General features: G+C 71.6%; 21 protein-coding genes. 7 read left to right on the top strand and 14 right to left on the bottom strand.

The genetic code is table 11. The annotated features are described in order from the left end of the window. Together E1265_RS19385 and E1265_RS19380 are read right to left on the bottom strand one after the other, a co-directional pair. A partial coding sequence (locus tag E1265_RS19385; protein WP_132931651.1) for a lytic transglycosylase domain-containing protein occupies positions 1-598 on the bottom strand: 598 nt, incomplete at its 3' end. A 41-nt stretch (positions 599-639) separates the two neighbouring features. Then, the gene (locus E1265_RS19380) at positions 640-2,247 is read right to left on the bottom strand and encodes a serine/threonine-protein kinase (RefSeq protein WP_132931649.1); all 1,608 of its coding nucleotides are present in this window, start codon (positions 2,245-2,247) and stop codon (positions 640-642) included. A 160-nt stretch (positions 2,248-2,407) separates the two neighbouring features. On the opposite strand from E1265_RS19380, the gene E1265_RS19375 reads away from it, so the two are divergent. Beyond that, positions 2,408-3,133 carry a hypothetical protein gene (locus tag E1265_RS19375; RefSeq protein WP_132931647.1) on the top strand — a complete coding sequence of 242 codons (726 nt, stop codon included), beginning with the start codon at positions 2,408-2,410 and terminating at the stop codon, positions 3,131-3,133. Between the two features lie 279 nt (positions 3,134-3,412). Here the strand turns inward: E1265_RS19375 and E1265_RS19370 are convergent, their stop codons facing one another. The 10 genes from E1265_RS19370 to E1265_RS37145 form a co-directional block, all read right to left on the bottom strand. Next, positions 3,413-3,922 (bottom strand): hypothetical protein, encoded by a 510-nt coding sequence (locus E1265_RS19370; protein ID WP_243740946.1) that lies wholly within the window; start codon positions 3,920-3,922, stop codon positions 3,413-3,415. Continuing rightward, complete coding sequence (locus E1265_RS19365; protein WP_132931645.1) at positions 3,919-4,197, bottom strand: helix-turn-helix transcriptional regulator; 279 nt, start codon at positions 4,195-4,197, stop codon at positions 3,919-3,921. The genes E1265_RS19370 and E1265_RS19365 overlap by 4 nt, the downstream gene beginning before the upstream one ends. A gap of 33 nt (positions 4,198-4,230) precedes the next feature. After that, positions 4,231-5,274, bottom strand: a complete 1,044-nt coding sequence (locus E1265_RS19360; RefSeq protein ID WP_132931644.1) for an acyltransferase family protein — start codon at positions 5,272-5,274, stop codon at positions 4,231-4,233. A 67-nt stretch (positions 5,275-5,341) separates the two neighbouring features. Then, positions 5,342-6,001 (bottom strand): response regulator transcription factor, encoded by a 660-nt coding sequence (locus tag E1265_RS19355; RefSeq protein WP_132931642.1) that lies wholly within the window; start codon positions 5,999-6,001, stop codon positions 5,342-5,344. After that, positions 5,998-7,338 carry a histidine kinase gene (locus E1265_RS19350; protein WP_132931641.1) on the bottom strand — a complete coding sequence of 447 codons (1,341 nt, stop codon included), beginning with the start codon at positions 7,336-7,338 and terminating at the stop codon, positions 5,998-6,000. Before E1265_RS19350 ends, E1265_RS19355 begins: the two co-directional genes overlap by 4 nt. A 342-nt stretch (positions 7,339-7,680) precedes the next feature. Beyond that, positions 7,681-8,418 (bottom strand): hypothetical protein, encoded by a 738-nt coding sequence (locus tag E1265_RS19345; RefSeq protein ID WP_132931639.1) that lies wholly within the window; start codon positions 8,416-8,418, stop codon positions 7,681-7,683. Then, positions 8,415-8,978 carry a SigE family RNA polymerase sigma factor gene (locus E1265_RS19340; protein ID WP_132931637.1) on the bottom strand — a complete coding sequence of 188 codons (564 nt, stop codon included), beginning with the start codon at positions 8,976-8,978 and terminating at the stop codon, positions 8,415-8,417. Before E1265_RS19340 ends, E1265_RS19345 begins: the two co-directional genes overlap by 4 nt. A gap of 5 nt (positions 8,979-8,983) precedes the next feature. Beyond that, positions 8,984-9,586, bottom strand: coding sequence for a hypothetical protein (locus E1265_RS19335; protein ID WP_132931635.1), 603 nt, complete (start codon positions 9,584-9,586; stop codon positions 8,984-8,986). A 672-nt stretch (positions 9,587-10,258) separates the two neighbouring features. Next, a complete protein-coding gene (locus E1265_RS19330) occupies positions 10,259-10,468 on the bottom strand; it encodes a hypothetical protein (protein ID WP_132931634.1) in 210 nt (69 codons plus the stop codon). Beyond that, a complete protein-coding gene (locus E1265_RS37145; protein WP_165953802.1) occupies positions 10,465-10,632 on the bottom strand; it encodes a hypothetical protein in 168 nt (55 codons plus the stop codon). The genes E1265_RS19330 and E1265_RS37145 overlap by 4 nt, the downstream gene beginning before the upstream one ends. A 519-nt stretch (positions 10,633-11,151) precedes the next feature. On the opposite strand from E1265_RS37145, the gene E1265_RS39335 reads away from it, so the two are divergent. The 5 genes from E1265_RS39335 to E1265_RS19300 all read left to right on the top strand — a co-directional run bounded on the left by E1265_RS39335 (position 11,152) and on the right by E1265_RS19300 (position 13,776). Continuing rightward, on the top strand, positions 11,152-11,277 hold the full coding sequence (locus E1265_RS39335; protein ID WP_243740945.1) for a DUF397 domain-containing protein: 126 nt from the start codon (positions 11,152-11,154) through the stop codon (positions 11,275-11,277). 117 nt (positions 11,278-11,394) lie between these two features. Next, a complete protein-coding gene (locus tag E1265_RS19315; protein WP_132931632.1) occupies positions 11,395-11,703 on the top strand; it encodes a hypothetical protein in 309 nt (102 codons plus the stop codon). A gap of 3 nt (positions 11,704-11,706) precedes the next feature. Beyond that, positions 11,707-12,819 carry a PQQ-dependent sugar dehydrogenase gene (locus E1265_RS19310; RefSeq protein ID WP_132931630.1) on the top strand — a complete coding sequence of 371 codons (1,113 nt, stop codon included), beginning with the start codon at positions 11,707-11,709 and terminating at the stop codon, positions 12,817-12,819. Between the two features lie 32 nt (positions 12,820-12,851). After that, entirely contained in the window at positions 12,852-13,109 is a 258-nt protein-coding gene (locus E1265_RS19305) for a DUF397 domain-containing protein (RefSeq protein ID WP_243740944.1), read from the top strand. 91 nt (positions 13,110-13,200) lie between these two features. Further along, complete coding sequence (locus E1265_RS19300) at positions 13,201-13,776, top strand: Uma2 family endonuclease (RefSeq protein WP_165953801.1); 576 nt, start codon at positions 13,201-13,203, stop codon at positions 13,774-13,776. An 11-nt stretch (positions 13,777-13,787) separates the two neighbouring features. Here E1265_RS19300 and mqnP read toward each other — a convergent pair whose 3' ends face one another. Further along, positions 13,788-14,699, bottom strand: coding sequence for a menaquinone biosynthesis prenyltransferase MqnP (mqnP, locus tag E1265_RS19295; RefSeq protein WP_243740943.1), 912 nt, complete (start codon positions 14,697-14,699; stop codon positions 13,788-13,790). After that, positions 14,696-16,147, bottom strand: a complete 1,452-nt coding sequence (locus E1265_RS19290; RefSeq protein WP_132931626.1) for a menaquinone biosynthesis decarboxylase — start codon at positions 16,145-16,147, stop codon at positions 14,696-14,698. Before E1265_RS19290 ends, mqnP begins: the two co-directional genes overlap by 4 nt. An 86-nt stretch (positions 16,148-16,233) precedes the next feature. Here E1265_RS19290 and E1265_RS19285 point away from each other — a divergent pair, with 86 nt between their 5' ends. Continuing rightward, positions 16,234-16,638 carry a PLD nuclease N-terminal domain-containing protein gene (locus E1265_RS19285; RefSeq protein ID WP_132931624.1) on the top strand — a complete coding sequence of 135 codons (405 nt, stop codon included), beginning with the start codon at positions 16,234-16,236 and terminating at the stop codon, positions 16,636-16,638. The last annotated feature ends 12 nt before the right edge of the window (positions 16,639-16,650 follow it).

Raw genomic sequence — 16,650 nt, 5'->3', positions numbered from 1 at the left:
CACCCCCACCACCCGCCTCCTCCACGGGCGCGGCGAAACTGGCCTCGGCCTCGCGGATGATGCGGACGTAGTTCTGCGTCTCCTCGATCCGCGGCACACCTCCGGCCTGGATCACGCGATACGGGCCCGCGTTGTAGGCGGCCAGCATGTTGTCCGACGGATCGCCAGGCACCCCGCGCAACTGCTCGGCCAGCGCGCAGTCGTAACGGGCGGCCGAGGGGATCGCGTCCTGCGGGTCCCAGATGTTCGCCTCGCCGTCGCCGTTGGCGTCGAACCCGTACGAGGCCCACGTGCTGGGGATGAACTGGGCGATGCCGCGGGCGTCGGCGTGGCTCACGACGTCGGGCTGCCAGCCGCTCTCCTGGTTGAGCTGCGCGGCGAGCAGCGCGGGCGAGAGCTCTGGGCACAGGTTCCCCCACTCCTGCACCAGGGGCGCGTACTCGGGCGGCACCGTGTTGCGAGCGAGCTGACCGCCGCCCTGCCGCCCGCCGCCGCCGAGCAGTCCGGCCGCCGCGCCGTAGACACCCACGACCAGCAGCGCCATGAAGAACGCCAGGCCGCCAAAGCCGAGACCGGCCCACAGCACGACCCGTCGCATCACCTCAACCACCCTCCCACTTCGGGCACTTGCCCGTGCTCTCACTCCACGGTAAAGCCCGAGCAGGCGATCCTCACATAGTTCTGCGGACCCTCCACGGCGTAGAAGAGGACGGTCCAGGCGCCCGGGTCGTTGGTCAGGGGGATCGCCTCGGGGAAGTCGTCGGGATAGGTCAGCTGGGCGTGGCCGTCCGTGGCAACGTCCCAGGCGTCGCTGACGTAACCGAAACCCATGTTCGGGAAGAGCCCCTCGATCGGCCGGCCGGTGCCAGGGTCGATGTCGTGCGGCGGCTTGACGGTCGCGGTCACGAGGAACGGCGGTTCGAGCGACCCGAAGTCGTCGTTGTGGCCGAAGCTTACGGACACCTCGTTACCGTCGCGTGCCACGTCGAACAGGAGCCGGGCCTCGGTCTGGGTGTCCTCGCCGACGCACCGGGACCCGTCCCAGTAGTCGCGCACCGGATTGGTCTCGACGATCCGGGTGGGCGTTTCATCACCGTCCACCTCTTCACCACCGCCCCGGACGCCGGAGGCGGTCGCCTCCTCGCCGCCGTCGCCGCCCTCACCGCCCTGGACGCCGGAGGACGTGGTTCCGCCGCCGTTGGCCTGCGTGCCGCCAGCGGTGTCGTCGCCGGGCGCCGTGCCGTCGTCGCGGGTGCCGAGCCATAGTGCGACGGTCGTGGTGAGGGCCGTCACGGCCAGGGCCGCGGCGGTGATCTGTCGGCGGCGGCCGCGTCCGGTGGTGGTCGGTGTCGGCGGGACCAGGCCGGCGGCGGTGGCCGTGGGGAGGTCGTGGGGGGCCTGCTCGGCCAGCGCCTGGAGGGCGCGGTACGTGGGGAGGTCGGTCAGGGACCGACTCACCGCGCAGCGGCGGACGACGTCCGCCGGCGTCGGCCGGTCGGCCGGCTCGCGGGCCACGCAGGCGCGGATCAGCGCGGCGAGCCACGGGTCGACGTCGGCCACGTCGACCTCGCCGTGCACCACCCGGTAGCTGACGGCCGGCCACTCCCCGCCGCCGTAGGGCGCCCGGCCGGTGGCCGCGGCCGCCAGCGTCGCGCCCAGCGCGAAGACGTCGGCCGCCGGCCCCGCCTCGGCGCCGAGCAGCACCTCGGGCGCCGTGTACCCGGGGGTGCCCGGCGCCTGTCCGGTCCTGGTGAGCTGCGTCTGGTCGGCCGTCCGCGCGATCCCGAAGTCGATCAGGCGCGGGCCGTTCGGCGCCAGGATGACGTTGTGCGGCTTGAGGTCGCGGTGCACCACGCCCTGCGCGTGCACCGCGGCGAGCCCCTCGGCGAGCGCGGCGAGGAGCCCCCTGCACGCCTCGGGCGCCAACGGCCCGTCCCGCAGCGCCCGCAGCAGCGTCGGCCCCGGCACGTACTCGGTGGCCAGCCAGTACGGCGACGCGTCGAGCGAGGCGCTGATCAGGTTGGCGGTGAACGGGCTGCGCACCGCCCGCACCGTGGCCACCTCGCGACGGAACCGGGCCAACGCGCCCGGCTCCTCGGCGATGTCCTCCCTGATGACCTTGACCGCCGCCCGCGTGCCACCGGGTGACCGACCGAGGTACACCCGCCCCATCCCGCCGGCCCCGAGACGGGCCAGCAGCGTGAACTCCCCTATGACGGCCGGATCCTGGCCCCGCAGTGCTTCCACGAACAGCCACTGTGCCCTATCGGCGGCGCCAACGCGGCTGTCACGGGCAGGGACCAGGTCCGCACATGACTGACGACCGAGCGATGGCCCGCTATGCCGGCCACACCCACGCGCGGGGGCACGGCACCACGCCCGTCCTTGAGGTGGCGTTCCGGTCACGGTGAGCGTCGACCACGAGGCGACGCTGAGGGTCTGTGACCTGCTCGGCGGAACGTGTTCCGCGCGTCCCCTGGACCTCCACGCCGCCGGGCCCGAGGACGTGTGGTGCCGCGAGATCGGCGAATGGGGCGAGGACGAGGACGACGAGGAGGACGTGGACGCGTTCCGGGGCAGGACCACGACGCGCGCCCGCGAGATCGCCTCCGCGTTGACGGTGGGCCGCATCGACGACCGGCCCGTGGTGATCACGGGCGGTGGCCGGTTCGACCTCTCGGGTCCCGACCTGGAGACGATGGGCGGGGCGGTGCGCGTCTGGGACCTGCGCACCGGTCGGAAGCTGGGCAGGACGCTGACCGGTCACGGTCTCGGCGTCGCGTCGCTCGCCACGGTCGCGACCGACCAGGGGCTGATCGCCGTGAGCGACTACGAGGAAGGGGAGCTGGGCCTGGAACTGACGCGCGGTGAGCTGGTGGCCGCCCTCCAGGTCAGCCACAACGGCGGAATGGGGGCCGGCCTCGTCGCCGGCCGCCCCGTCGCGGTCACCGGCGGCAGTGACGATTTCGTGGAGGTCTGGGATCTGCTCGACGGCGAGCGGCTCGGCCGGGCCCTGACCGGCATCAAGCCGATGGTCAGGGCCTTCGGGGTGGTCGAGGTCGACGGCCGGACGGTGGTGGCGGCCGGGGGCGACGGCGACGCCCTCCACCTCCGAAACCTCGACGGCGGATAGCAGCCCGCGGCCCCCCTGACGGGTCACACCCGGCGCGTCACCGCCCTGGGAACCACCCGCGTGGCCGGCCGCGCGATCGCCGTGACCGGGAGCAACGACGGCACGAGTCGGGTGTGGGACCTGGCACGTGCCGAACAACTCGGCGACCCGCTCCCGGTCACCTGTGGACCGTCACGGAGCTGGCGGGCGTCCCGGTCGCCGTCACCGGCGCCCGGGACGCGGGGTTCCGCGTGTGGGGCCTCGCCCGCGCCGCCAGCTGAGGAGAGCCTGCGCGCCTAGCTAGTCGTCGGCCGGCTCGTCCTGGGTGCGCAGCACGGCCGTCCAGAGCGGCAGCAGCCAGTGCGTCAGGCCGAGACCGAGTAGCGCGGCGGCCAGCGTGCCCGCGCCGACGCCGCCGTCCCCGAGGATCGCGGCGAGGCCGAGCCCGCCGAGCGCCGCCACCGTCAGCGCCAACTGCACCCGGTGCGCGAAGGTGAACGCTTCGCCGCGCTCGGCGAGTTGACGCTCGTCCAAGGCCCGGGCGCGCAGTTCGAGCAGGCCGCGGGTGGCGGAGTTGAGCACGCCGGTGCACACGCACCACAGCAGCAGCAGCGGGATGACGAGGGCCAGCAGCAGCCCGGCGTTGGCGCCGGCGAGCGGGAAGGCCAGCGGAGTCGCGGCGGTCAGCACGACGTGTCCCGCCGTCCACGCGCGCCGCTGGCCACGGCTGGCGTGCCAGTGCCTGACCTCCTCCCCGTTCATCAGGCGCAGCATGGTCTGGTCGTACCTGGTGGTCGTCTTGGCGTTCACGCGCTTCCCCCTTGGTTCTGTGCCTGTGTCGTGGTTCCGCCGCCGTAGACCGCGTCGGTGAGCGGCTGGAACGGTTCGAGCGAGAACAGCGCCTCCACCGGAAGCGAGAAGTACGCCGCGATCCTCAGGGCCAGGTCGAGGCTCGGGTTGTACTGCCCGCGCTCGATGTGCCCGATCGTCTGGTAGTGCGCGCCGACGGCGTCCGCCAACGCCCGCCGCGTGACGCTCCGCTCGGCGCGCACCACCGAGAGTCTGTTGTGGACCTTATCGCTCATGTATAAGAAGTACTACATCTGGCAGCAGCTTGGCTACCCCGAGGCGGTCGCCTTCTCACCGCGCCGCAGCGACCTCAGGCTCGGCAACCGGGGCCGGACGACGGGCCCGGCCAGGCGGCGGATCGGCGGCGAGGCCAGGGCGGCCGACGCCACCACGCACAGCACGAGGAGGACGGCCTGGTCCGCCCAGGAGTCGACCCAGGCGAACGCGTCGGAGGCGTTCAGCGGACGCAGCAGAAGCCCGTGGAGCAGGTAGATGTACAGGCCACCGGAGCCCAGGTAGGTGACGAAGGGCAGGCGACGGCCAGGGATCAGCCGGATCAGGCTGAGCGCTATGACCATGCCGCCCAGCAGGGCCACGCAGCGGATCGTCCAGTCCAGCGGGGCGGTGAAACCCACGCCGACCTGGTCATAGGTGTAACGGAACAGCAGCAGTTCGCGGTCCACCCGATCCCGGAGCAGCCAGGCGGCCAGGCCGGTCACCGCCAGCGCGATCGCCGCCGCCTCCCGGCTCACCGCGCCGCGCATCCATCGGTCGAGCGCGCCCTGCCGGAGCTTCCAGCCGAGGAGGAAGAACGGCAGGAGGCCGACCGCCCTGGAGAACGCCAGCGGCAGCGGATCGAGAGGGAGGTAACCGGAGATCAGCGACGCCGCGACGGCGGTGGCCAGCGGGTAGCGCAGCCGGACGAGCCAGGGCAGCGCCAACCGCCACAGCAGCAGGGCCTGCAGGAACCACAGCGTCCAGGCGGCCCCGTGGACCTCCTGGGACCAGTGCTCGTCACCGCCCGACATGGCCCAGATCTGCACGAACGCCAGCAGTTGCACGGTCAGGACCGGCAACAGGAGGGTTTCGGCCAACCGCCGCAGCCGCCGGCGGCTCGGGGGTGTCGCGCTGCTGAAGTACCCGGCCAGGAGGGCGAAGAGCGGGACGCGCATGGGCCAGGTGACCAGGTACACCCAGTGCAGGCCGTCGGGGTTGGGAAGGGTCTCGGTCACGTGGATCAGCAGGACCCCGGTGCCGGCCAGGTAGCGCAGGTTGTCCCAGCGTGGCTCACGAGCGGCCCCAATTTCTGTCATGGATATGTCATTTCTCTCGGAACGTGGTGCCTCGGGGCGAGGCGCCAGCCACCCGGCCGGCACCCGCTCAGGCCGGCGTCACCAGGCGCGCCTCGTAGGCGAAGATCGCGGCCTGCGTGCGGTCCCGCAGGCCGAGTTTGACGAGAAGACGGCTGACGTGGGTCTTGATGGTGGACTCGGCGACGAGCAGGTGCCCGGCGATCTCCGCGTTGGACAGCCCCTGCGCGATGAGGGCGAGGACCTCCGTCTCCCGCTCGGTCAGCTCGCCGATCCTGACCCGGGCCGGCGGGCGCGGGGTGCTTGTCCCCCGGGCGAACTCGACGATCAGCCGCCTGGTGACGGCCGGCGCGAGCAACGCGTCCCCGGCGGCCACCACCCTCACCCCGTCGGCCAGTTGGCGGGCGGAGGCGTCCTTGAGCAGGAAGCCGGAGGCGCCGGCCCGCAGCGCCTCGTACACGTACTCGTCCAGATCGAAGGTGGTCAGCACCAACACCCGGGTGCCGGAGCCGGACGCGACGATCTCCCGGGTCGCCTGGATGCCGTTCACCTCCGGCATCCGGATGTCCATCAGCACCACGTCGGGCCGTAGCGCCGTGGTCCGGTCGATCGCCTCACGGCCGTTGACCGCCTCGCCTGCCACCTCGATGTCCGGCTGGGCGTTGAGCAGCACCGAGAAACCCTCGCGCACCATCATCTGGTCGTCGGCGATGAGCACCCTGATCGTCATGCCGACTCCTCCTCGGCCCCCGCCGACGCCTGGACCGGGACGAAGACGGCCACCTCGTAGCCGCCGTCCTCCGTCGGACCGGCCGTCATCTCCCCGTTCAGCATCGCCACCCGCTCCCGCATCCCGGTGATCCCGTGGCCGGCGCCCGGCGAGGATCCACCCCGTACGCCCGCCGGCCCGTTGACGATGCGCAGTCCGAGCCCTCCCAGTACGTAGGAGAGTTCCACCCGGGCCTCGGCGCCGGGCGCGTGACGTATGCAGTTGCTCAGCGCCTCCTGGATGACGCGGTACGCCGACAGCTCGATGCCCTGGGGAAGTTCGCGCACCGCGCCGGTCACCACCTTGGTCACGGTCAGACCGACGTCCCGGACGTTGGCCAGCAGGCCGTCGAGCGCGGCCAGCGTGGGCTGCGGGGCGTCCGGTGCCTCGTAGTCGGCGGCGCGCACCACCCCCAGTACCCTGCGCAGCTCGCTCAGCGCGATCAGCGCGTTCTCCCGGATCGTGGCGAACGCCCGGATCAGCTCGGGCGGCGGGTCCGCCACCCGGTAGGGGGCGGCCTCCGCCTGGATGGCGACCACCGACATGTGGTGGGCCACCACGTCGTGCAGCTCGCGGGCGATGGTGGTGCGCTCCTCGAGCAGCGTGCGCTGGGACCGCTCCTGCGCGGTGACGGCGACCTGCGCGACGACCTGGCCGCGCGACTCCCACCAGCCGCGTACCAGCACGACCACGAGCAGCGCGAAGAAGGAGATGATGATCATGGCGATGGCGTTGCTGGGTGTCCATCGCTCGCTCAGATCGAAGTACAGGCCGACGACCGTCGTCATCAGCCACATCTCGGCGGACACTCGGGGGCGGGTGAGGACCGCCACCAGCGTCATCACCAGCAGGTGCGAGACGAGGCCGGTGACCGGCCACGGATAGGCGTCGAGTGCGGTCGCCCAGAACCCGATGCCCGCGCTGATCCCGATCGACAGCCACCAGGCGAGCACCGGCCGCAAGAGCGCCACGAACAACGGGATGCCGTGCACCAGTCCCACGAGCAGGACCGGCTGGTCGTACTCCTCCCAGGGACTGACCCCCGAGAGGGCCAGCACCACGGGCAGTACGACCAGTACGACGGCGGTAACCACGACGGCCACGTGCGGCGCCCAGCGCAGCCAGGGCCACATCGCCCCCACCCGCGGCCCGCGCGACCACGGGGTGGGCAGCGGCGGCAGCGGGCGGAGGTCGAAGGCGCCGCTGATCAGGTCTGCCCGAAACGTGGTCAGAAACGCACGGAGCACGCGCAGCTCGTCCCGCACCTGATGGCTCCTGGCCATCTCGCTCTCGGTCATGGGCAGCACGCTATGCGGCGGCGCCAGGGCCGTCGTCCCCACGGACGCCGATCATGCGGCGTCCGTCTCAGGTACCACGCTCCGTCCCGGGACGGACGGCGGGACACCCGCCGCCCGTGCCAGGTCCTGGGCGAAGGTGAGGGCCGAAGCCCAGGTGGTCGAAACCGCCGCAAGGCACCGAGGTTGTTGAGGGTCATGGCGGTGCCCTGTGGGTCGGGCTGACCGGGAAGCCGTTCGAGCGAGGCCACAGCGACACGCCAGACGTTCGGTGACGCCCCGTCAGCTGAGTACACTCACAAACACGCTTCTGACCAGCGAGAACAGCGAACCGCGACTGGAGCACTAAGCGGAGCCCTCGGCCGGCGCGGCCTCGGCCATGTCGCTCACGGTGGGCGGGCCGCCGCCGGAGTCATACAGGGAGAAGGCGCCGACCGGCCCTTGGTCACCCGGCACGACGACGCAGAAGGCGCCCCAGGTCGGGGAGTCCGGGAGGGTCAGCAGGGTCGCGGGGAGTTCCTCACCCTGCGCCGTGCGAACGGTGAGCCGGGTGGGCGGTTCGTCGGCGCGCCAAGTGCCCGCGTAGACGGTATCGCCGCCGACGGTCTCGCTCACGTCCGGGAAGACGTAGGCACGCACCTGGTTCCGTGCCAGCTCGTTGGGCTCGGCGGCCACCACGGCCGCGTCGAACGTCTCCGGCGGGCCCACCGCCACCATGCCCTCGCCGAGCACGGCCAACAGCAGGCCGTGGCCGATCTCGACGGGTTCGCCCCGTTCCACCGTCTGCGGGCGGGTATCGGAGCCCGAGCCGGCCGCGGAGAACGGGCCGGCGGGCAGCGCGTCCAGATTCGCCACCCCCACGGGCACCGCGAGCGCCGCGACGACCGCCACACTGACCGCCATCCGCCGGCGGTGCCGTATCCGCCGGCCGCGTCGCAACACCGCGGGGACCGGGGGCATGGCCGGCAGCTGGAGGCGGCGGGCACTCTCGTGGAGCCGTTCACCAAGCCGCTCGGCCGTTTCTCGGTCCCGCGGGTCGTCCCATTTCTCGGCTTCCTCAGTTCCCTCGGTCCCGATCGTCATGCGATCCCCCTCTCCTCGCCCCCCTCGCGGAGCGCCATGTCACCGCGCAGCCTCCGCAGCGCGCGGGCGTTGTGGGTGCGCACCGTGCCCACCCGTTTGCCGAGCAGCGCGGCGACCTCGGCCTCGCTGCGGTCCTCCAGATAACGCAGCACCACGACCGCCCGCTGCAGTGCGGACAACTTGGCCAGCGCCGCCAACAGCTCATCGCGCACTATGAGTTGATCGCTCGCGTCGGACGTGTGCCGGTCGGGGAAACGGTTGGTCAGCCACTCGGGGATCCGGAAGCGCCGCAGCCGGTCCACGTTGGCGTTGACCACTATGCGCCACACGTAGGCGTCCGGGTCATCGGCCTGCCGCACCCGGTGCCACTTGCTGGCCGCCCTGGCCAGGGCGGTCTGCACCAGGTCCTCGGCGTCATGGTGATTGCCGGTCAGGAAGTAGGCGGTCCGCAGCAGGCGGGGCCAGCGGGCGGTCATGAAGGACCGGAAGTCCTCCTCGTCGGGCAGCGCCGCCGCCGGGGCGGACGCCCCGGCGGCGGCCTGCCACGCCCGGTCGGTCATTGCGGTCAACGGACGGTGTCCTGCTCTGGCCGCGACCACTCGCGCTGGTAGAGGATCTGCCCCCGGGCGTCGTAGGCCGTGAGGACCATCCGGTCCTCACGGGTGACGCCCCCGTCGAAGTAGAACGTTCCCCAGCCGCGCTCGCCGCGCAGCCGGAGCAGTTCGGCGTCGCGGACCTCCACGGTCTGCCCGTCGCGTATCGACTCGACGGTGATCCTGGCCGGCCCGCAGTCGGTTCGCCACCCGCCGCCCCACAGCACGATCTCCTCGGTCTCGACGTCCATGCTGAAGGAGGCGTGCAGGCTCTCCGGGGCGATACCGGGCACGGTCTCCGGGTTGGCCCGCTGCCACTCCAGGACCTCCTGGAAGGAGGTGTCGGGGGAGATCAGGAAGTTCTGCTCCCCCTCCGGCAGCAGGGCCATCAGCCAGTCGTCGGCGATCCGGATCGGCTCGTAGGCCCGGACGACCTCCGCGTCCGGAGCGACCACACACCGGTGATGCCCCGCCGCACCGGCCGCATCCGCCGCGACGGACGACCCCACGGTGCCCCCCACCAGCATCAACGCCCCGAGCCCCGCCACCGCGGCCCGTCGCCATGCGTTGGTCATGCGCTTTTCCTCTCCTCGACAGCACTTTCCCCTTCAGACGATCGGAGAGGCGGCCGGCTAGGACACGGCAGGACTTTTGTTTTCCGCACGGCGTACGTCTGGTCGCCGATCGCGCGCTCGAGGAACGGCGGGGCGGCCAGCTGCCTGGACAGGGGACTCGTTGGCGCCCGGCCAGGCCTGCGTAACGTGGCCGTCATCCGTCATGGGCGGGAGCGTAGACCGGAGCGATCCGAGCAGGTGCTCTCAGTACGTTCGCTGATGTCCCAGCCGCCCGCCCGTGGCTGGCTTCGGCCGCAGGTCTGCTCCCGCGCATGAGCCCACCGGCAGGGCTCGGGATGAACGGCCCGGAGCGTGCCGGTCGGGGCTTCGCACCCTGGGGCGCCGCGATGGCCGCGCTCGTGGCCTGGCTGGGTGGTCACCACGATGAGAGGGGGCCTCGGCACCGGCCCGCAACTCGTCGGCGCGCAGCGCGGCGAACAGCGGGATCCCGAGATACATCCGCCGCCGGCGGCCGACCTCCGTGACCGCGGCGTTGGCGTCCGTGGTGAGCCTGATCTCCACGAGGGCCGGAGTGCCGAGGTCGCGGGCGCAGGCGTCGACGGTCTCCCAGAGCTCAGGGGCCTCCTTCCGGGAGACCTGGACCGATCCGGGCAGCGGCGCCGATGAGCGGCCTCAGCCGAGCACGCCCCTGGCGATCGCCAGGATCGCCGGCGCGCCGAGCAGGACGAACAGCGGGGGCTGGGGCGAGGTGGCGTAGCCCGTGACCGTCGCGGCGGTGGCGAGCAGGCCGAGCGCCAGGTAACCGAGTACCAAACCCCAGGCCAACAGCTGGAACCCGACCACGAGGGCGAGCGCCAGCAGCGACCGCAGCGCCGCCCTCATTCCTCCGTCACCACGGCACGGATCCGGCCCGCGAGCTCCGGATCGCCGGCCTCGCCGCCTTCAGCCGCCATCGCCGCCCCCTCACCCGGACGTGACCCCCAGTAGTCCATGACACCACGTGCCGCCCCGGCGAGCAGCGTCTCGGACAGAAGGAGCGGAACCAAACCGGTCGCCCCCGACCGCCGACCCCCCTACCGTTCCGAGCGTGTCCGACGTCACACCCAGCACGCTCACGGCCGAGACCGCGGAAGAACTCCTACGGCCCGTGTACCCCACCGCTTCCGTCACGGACGTCATCCAACGCACGGGTGGGCAGCTGAGCACCGTCTTCGAGCTCCGCTGCGCGCCGCCGACCGAGCCGGTCATCGTCAAGATCTACGCGGACCAGTGGCGCTGGAAGCAGGAGAAGGGGTCCCACGTCTACCAACTCCTGGAGCAGCACGGCGTCGGCCCGGCGCCACGCGTCCTCCACACCCAGGACGCCGACGGCCCACTCGGTCAGGCCCACACGATCACGACCAGGCTCGACGGGGTGCCGCTCTCGGCCGTCAGCCACGATCTGCCCGACGCGGAACTGCGCCGCGTCTACCGGCAACTCGGCGCCTGCCTCGTACACCGCGTCCCACAGCCTGCCTTCGGCTATCTCACCACGCGCATCCTGGACCCGGAGCGCACGAATCGCGGTGCTCTCCCGACGCGAGGCGGTTCTGCTCCGGGAGTCCGACGAGCCGGGCACCGTCCTCCGTACGACGCCCGCGCGGCTGCGCGCGCTGTTGGACGCGGTCCGTCGGGACGGCCTGGCGCGCTGACGGCGTGTCGTCGCTCGCCTGGCCGGAATCCACCCCGTCATGGCTGCACTTCTGTCACCCACGCGTGGCACAATCCGAGAAGGAGTGGTTTGAACGGCAGTTGGGCGGTGAGGTCGGATGCTCCTGGCAGCGGAACAAGATGACATCAACGAGATCATCGGCGGCATCGCCCCGAACTGGGGGCCGTTCGCGCAGGTCGGCGACCAGGCGCGGACGATGATTCAGGTGATCATGGCGCTGGCCATCCTGATCTGCATGGCGATCGCCATCTGGGGCGCCGCCAAGCAGCGGATCGGGTCGACGGCGCTGCGGGACAGCTTCAGCGCCGAGCAGGGCAAGGGGCTCATCGTCGCCGGGCTCACCGGGATCTTCATCATCGGATCCCTCGGCACGCTGTTCACCATCATCTACGGGATGGCCATCTAGCGGATGCGCGGTCGCACGCGGGCTCGGGTGGTGGTGGCGGCCCTGGCCGTCGCGGCGCTGTGCGGGGGGTGCGCGTTCGGACCCGCCGCCAACCGGGCGGAGCAGGTCGGGACGTCTCAGGACCTCCCGGAGGAGCCGCCGGCACCGGACGGCGAGACGCCGCCGCCGAGCGAAGAGCCACGCACCGAGCCGCCCGTCGTGGCGGAGCCGGCGCCGGCCACCGGCACGGCGGAGATCGCCGGCACGGTCGCCGAGGGCCTGCCCGACGCCTGTTGCGCCGTCACCCTGCCGGACGGCGGGCTGCTGGTCGGCGAGGCGGGCAGCGGCACCATCCACCGGGTCGCGCCGGACGGCACGGTCACCGAGGCCGGCACCGCGCCCGGCGTGAGCGGGCTGCTCGGCCTCGCCGTGGAGCCGGGCTTCACCGGCGAGGACGGCTGGGTCTACCTCTCGTACGCCACCGACTCCGGCACGCGCGTGGCGCGTTACCCCTACGACGGCGGCCGGCTGGGCAGCGCCTCGCACCGGTTGCTGGAGGACATCCCGGCCGGCGGGGTGCTGGCCTTCGGCCCCGACGGGATGCTGTACGTCGGCACGTCGGACGCCGGCCAGCCGGGCCTGGCCACCGATCCTCAGTCGTCGGGCGGCAAGATCCTGCGGATCGAGCCGGACGGCGGCGTGCCGGTCGACAACCCCCTCCAGGGCTCCCCCGTCTACGCGTCGGGCCACACGGACGTGGCGGGCCTGGCGTGGGACGCGGCCGGCCGGCTGTGGTCGCTCGACGCGACGACCGACGACGGCGTCGAGCTGAACTCGATAGCGCCGGGCGGCGGTTACGAGGACGGCGGGCTCGCTCCCGTGTACACCTGGCCGGCGGGCGACGCCGCCCCGCGCGGCCTCGCGTTCAGCGCCGGCTCGCTGTGGGCGCCGGACACGGCGCAGCCGCGGCTGTGGCGGGTCCCGCTCAACGGCACGGAACTGACGGCGGAGCCGGCGCCGCTGCTCGCCGGCGGCGAGCTGAGCCGCCCCCAGGCCGTCGTCCCGGCCGTCGGCGGCCCGGGGCTCGGGGTGCTGGACGGAGCGGACGGCAGCGTGCTACGGATCGACATAACCTGAGCCGCGACGACCATCCCGGAAGGAGCGAACGCGTGCCGAGGATCACCCTGGAAGAGGCCGAGCGGCTGGAGTGGATCCAGGCCCCGGTCGAGGACGGCAGCGACGAGCACTGCTTCGAGGTCGCGGCCGGCGAAGGTGACCTGATCCACATCCGCCAGACCGACGATCCGGCCAAGATCGTCACCACCACCCGCGCCAAGTGGCACGCGTTCGTCCTCGGCGTCCAGAACAACGAGTTCGACCACTTCGTGGAGGACGTCCCACCACCGGGCGGGCAGCCGGCGGGGTGACTATCAGATCCATGTGTCGTTAGCACGGCAGCGCCCTGTCGGAATCGACCATAGGAGCATGCCGATGCCAGCAACCGTGTTGGAGGTTCCCGTGAGCGGCGTCACCGAAGAACGAGACCCCGGCCTGGAGCTGTACGAACGCATGGAACCGATCGAGGGCTTCTCCATGGAATACCTTGGTGGAGCACTGGTCATGATGGCCACGCTTAACACCATCCACAATCGGATCGTGGACTTGATCCGCGAGTGCATTCCGCGATCGCGGTTCCAACCTTGGCATGATCAGGCTGTCGCCATCACCGGATCGAATGACCGTCCGGATCCCGACCTCACCATCACGCACGCCGACCATGCCGACGACTTCTTCAAGGCTCTTCCGTCCGAACTGGTCCTCCTCGTGCTGGAGGTCGTCTCCACCACACGAGGGGCCAAGATCCGCGACTACCAGGAGAAGCCCCCGATCTACGCACAGGGCGGCATCCCGGTCTATCTGTTGGTCGACCCCAATGACGGCACCTGGCTGCTGCACACCGAGCCGTCGCCGGAGAAGGGTGAGTACCGCACGCTATGCAAGGGTGACTTCGGGCATCCCGTGGAACTGCCCGCCCCACTGGACGGGATCCTCGTGCCCACCGACCGGTTCCGCCGGTATCCCTCGGATCTCTGAGAACGCCAGCCCTACACCCCCAGCCCCCGCACCGCCAGGTCCGCCAGTGTGAAGGCGAACAGACTGATGCCGACGAAGCCGTTGACGGTGAAGAAGGCGCGGTTGAGGCGGGAGAGGTCGGTCGGCTTCACCAGGGAGTGTTCGTAGGCGAAGGCGCCGGCGACCACGGCGAGGCCGGTCCACAAGAGGGGGCCGGCGTCGGTGAGGGCCGCGTAGAGGACGAAGAGCGCCAGCGTGAGCACGTGGCAGGCGCGCGCGCCGTACAGCGCGCCGGCGATGCCGAAGCGGGCGGGGACGGAGCGGACGCCGTGCTCCCGGTCCGCCGCCACGTCCTGGCAGGCGTAGATCAGGTCGAAGCCGCCGATCCACAGGCCGACGGCCAGGCCGAGCAGCACCGCGTCCCAGGACCAGGCGCCGGTGACGGCGAGCCAGCCGCCGATCGGTCCCGCGGCCTGGGCCAGGCCCAGGATGGCGTGCGGGAAGTCGGTGAACCGCTTGCCGTAGGGGTAGACGATCATCGGTACCACGGCGACCGGCGCCAGGGCCAGGCAGAGCGGGTTGAGCAGGGCGGCCGAGCCGAGGAAGACGGCGAGGGCGATCAGCGCGCCGGTCCAGGCGGTCCGCACCGAGACGGCGCCGGTGACCAACTCCCGCCGCGCGGTGCGCGGGTTGCGGGCGTCGATCTCGCGGTCGATGATCCGGTTGGCGGCCATCGCGAAGGTCCGCAGGCCGACCATGCAGACGGTGACCAGGAGCAGCGTGTCCCACTCCACGGTCTCGTCGGGGCCGTCGAGCAGCATCGCGGTCAGCGTCGCGATGTACGCGAACGGCAGCGCGAAGACCGAGTGTTCGATCATCACCACGCGCAGGAAGGCCCGCGCGCGGCCGGCGGCGGCCGGCTGGGGGGTGACGGCGGCGGTCACAGCCCGTACTCCTTCCAGCGGCCGGTGACCCGTTCGGCGACGGCCGGGTCCGAGCGGACCATCTCGGGCCAGCCGCCGTCCCTCGTGTAACCCTCCTCGGGCCACTTGGCGGTGGCGTCGATGCCGGCCTTGCCGCCCCAGAACTGCTGGTAGGAGGCGTGGTCGAGGTGGTCGACAGGACCCTCGGTGAGCAGCAGGTCGCGGGCGTAGTCCACGTTGCCGAGGGCCCGCCACGCCACCTCGTGCAGGTCGTGCACGTCACAGTCGGAGTCCACCACGATGATCAGCTTGGTGAGCGACATCATGTGCGCGCCCCACACCGCCGACATCACCTTCTGCGCGTGCTTCGGGTACTTCTTGTCGATCGAGATGATCGCGCAGTTGTGGAAGCCGCCGGCCTCCGGCAGGTGGTAGTCGACGATGTCCGGGATGATGATCCTGAGCAGGGGGAGGAAGAAACGCTCGGTCGCGCGGCCGAGTGGGCCGTCCTCGGTGGGCGGGCGGCCGACCACGATCGACTGGAAGACCGGGTCGCGGCGCATCGTCACGCACTCGACGTCGAGCGCCGGGAACGGCTCCTGCGGCGTGTAGAACCCGGTGTGGTCGCCGAACGGGCCCTCCGGCAGCATCCGGCCCGGCTCGAGCCAGCCCTCCACGACCACCTCGGCGCGGGCCGGCACCTGGAGCGGCACGGTGACGCAGTCGGTCAGCTCGACCCGCTTGCCCCGGAGGTAGCCGGCGAACAGGTACTCGTCGATGTCGGCGGGCAGCGGCGCCGTGGAGGCGTAGGTGACGGCGGGCGGGCAGCCGAAGGCGATGGCGACGGGCAGCCGCTCGCCGCGCCGGGCCGCGACCTGGTAGTGGTTGCGGCTGTCCTTGTGGATCTGCCAGTGCATGCCGATGGTGCGCCGGTCGTGACGCTGGAGCCGGTAGAGGCCCAGGTTCCTCATCCCGGTCTCGGGGTGCCTGGTGTGGGTGAGGCCCAGGTTGAAGAAGGAGCCGCCGTCCCTAGGCCAGGTGAAGAGCGCCGGCAGCGCGTCGAGGTCGACGTCGTCGCCCTTGAGGACGATCTCCTGGACCGGCGCGCTCTTCACCTTCTTCGGTGGCACGTGCGCGACGGACGCCAGCTTGCCGAACGCCTCGCGCACGCCGACGAAGCCCTGCGGCAGCTCCGGCCTGAGCAGGGCGCCGATCCGTTCGCTGATCTCCTCGTAGGAGTCGAGGCCGAGCGCCTTCAGCAGCCGCCGGTCGGTGCCGTAGACGTTCATGGCGAGCGGGAGCCTCGAGCCCTTGACGTTCTCGAAGAGGAGGGCGGGCCCGCCGGCCTTGTTCACCCGGTCGGTGATCTCGCCCACTTCCAGGTGTGGGTCGACCTCGGCCTTGACCCGCTTGAGGTCCCCGTCCTTCTCGAGGGCCTTCAGCAGGCCACGGAGGTCGTCGAATGCCATGCCGCTCAGTATTGCCGACGCATTACCCTGGCCTTAGTCAGGGGCCCGTGATCCGGGCCCGGCCCGTCTCGTCCAGGGGGACTACCATGCTGAGGGTGCTGCTGTTTCTGGTACCGCTGGCGTTGACCATCTACGCCCTGGTGGACTGCATCAGCTCCAAGGACGAGGACGTCAGGCACCTGCCGAAGCTGGTCTGGATCCTGCTGATCGTGATCGCCTGGGTCATCGGGCCGATCACGTGGATCCTCATCGGCCGCAAGCGCGGCGCGGCGGCCGGCGGCCGGCGCGGCGGCCCGACCACCTGGGTCGCCCCCGACGACAACCCGGAGTTCCTGCGCTCGCTCGGCGAGGAGCAGCGCCGCGAGGAGAACGAGAAGGACCGCGAGCTCCTGGAGAACTGGGAAGAGGACCTGCGCCGCCGCGAGCAGGAGCTGCGGCAGAAGGACGGCGACGACGAGAACCCGCCGTCCGGCGGTTCCAAGGACCGCTGAGCCCACCCCTCC

Origin of the sequence: Streptomyces sp. 8K308, assembly GCF_004348315.1 — a bacterium.
In the GTDB taxonomy this organism is placed as follows: Bacteria; Actinomycetota; Actinomycetes; order Streptomycetales; family Streptomycetaceae; genus Streptomyces.
Note: the sequence above shows the minus strand (reverse complement) of the source record. Positions and strands in the feature narration are given on the sequence as shown.

What these genes read in the sequence shown, in the direction of transcription:
- E1265_RS19330 (WP_132931634.1), bottom strand. Translation starts at nt 10,468, where the DNA reads ATGAGGGCGGCGCTGCGGTCGCTGCTGGCGCTCGCCCTCGTGGTCGGG.
- E1265_RS19290 (WP_132931626.1), bottom strand. Translation starts at nt 16,147, where the DNA reads ATGGCATTCGACGACCTCCGTGGCCTGCTGAAGGCCCTCGAGAAGGAC.
- E1265_RS19345 (WP_132931639.1), bottom strand. Translation starts at nt 8,418, where the DNA reads ATGACGATCGGGACCGAGGGAACTGAGGAAGCCGAGAAATGGGACGAC.
- E1265_RS19360 (WP_132931644.1), bottom strand. Translation starts at nt 5,274, where the DNA reads ATGACAGAAATTGGGGCCGCTCGTGAGCCACGCTGGGACAACCTGCGC.
- E1265_RS19365 (WP_132931645.1), bottom strand. Translation starts at nt 4,197, where the DNA reads ATGAGCGATAAGGTCCACAACAGACTCTCGGTGGTGCGCGCCGAGCGG.
- E1265_RS19315 (WP_132931632.1), top strand. Translation starts at nt 11,395, where the DNA reads ATGCTCCTGGCAGCGGAACAAGATGACATCAACGAGATCATCGGCGGC.
- E1265_RS19285 (WP_132931624.1), top strand. Translation starts at nt 16,234, where the DNA reads ATGCTGAGGGTGCTGCTGTTTCTGGTACCGCTGGCGTTGACCATCTAC.
- E1265_RS19350 (WP_132931641.1), bottom strand. Translation starts at nt 7,338, where the DNA reads ATGACCGAGAGCGAGATGGCCAGGAGCCATCAGGTGCGGGACGAGCTG.
- E1265_RS19355 (WP_132931642.1), bottom strand. Translation starts at nt 6,001, where the DNA reads ATGACGATCAGGGTGCTCATCGCCGACGACCAGATGATGGTGCGCGAG.
- E1265_RS19335 (WP_132931635.1), bottom strand. Translation starts at nt 9,586, where the DNA reads ATGACCAACGCATGGCGACGGGCCGCGGTGGCGGGGCTCGGGGCGTTG.
- E1265_RS19340 (WP_132931637.1), bottom strand. Translation starts at nt 8,978, where the DNA reads ATGACCGACCGGGCGTGGCAGGCCGCCGCCGGGGCGTCCGCCCCGGCG.
- E1265_RS19310 (WP_132931630.1), top strand. Translation starts at nt 11,707, where the DNA reads ATGCGCGGTCGCACGCGGGCTCGGGTGGTGGTGGCGGCCCTGGCCGTC.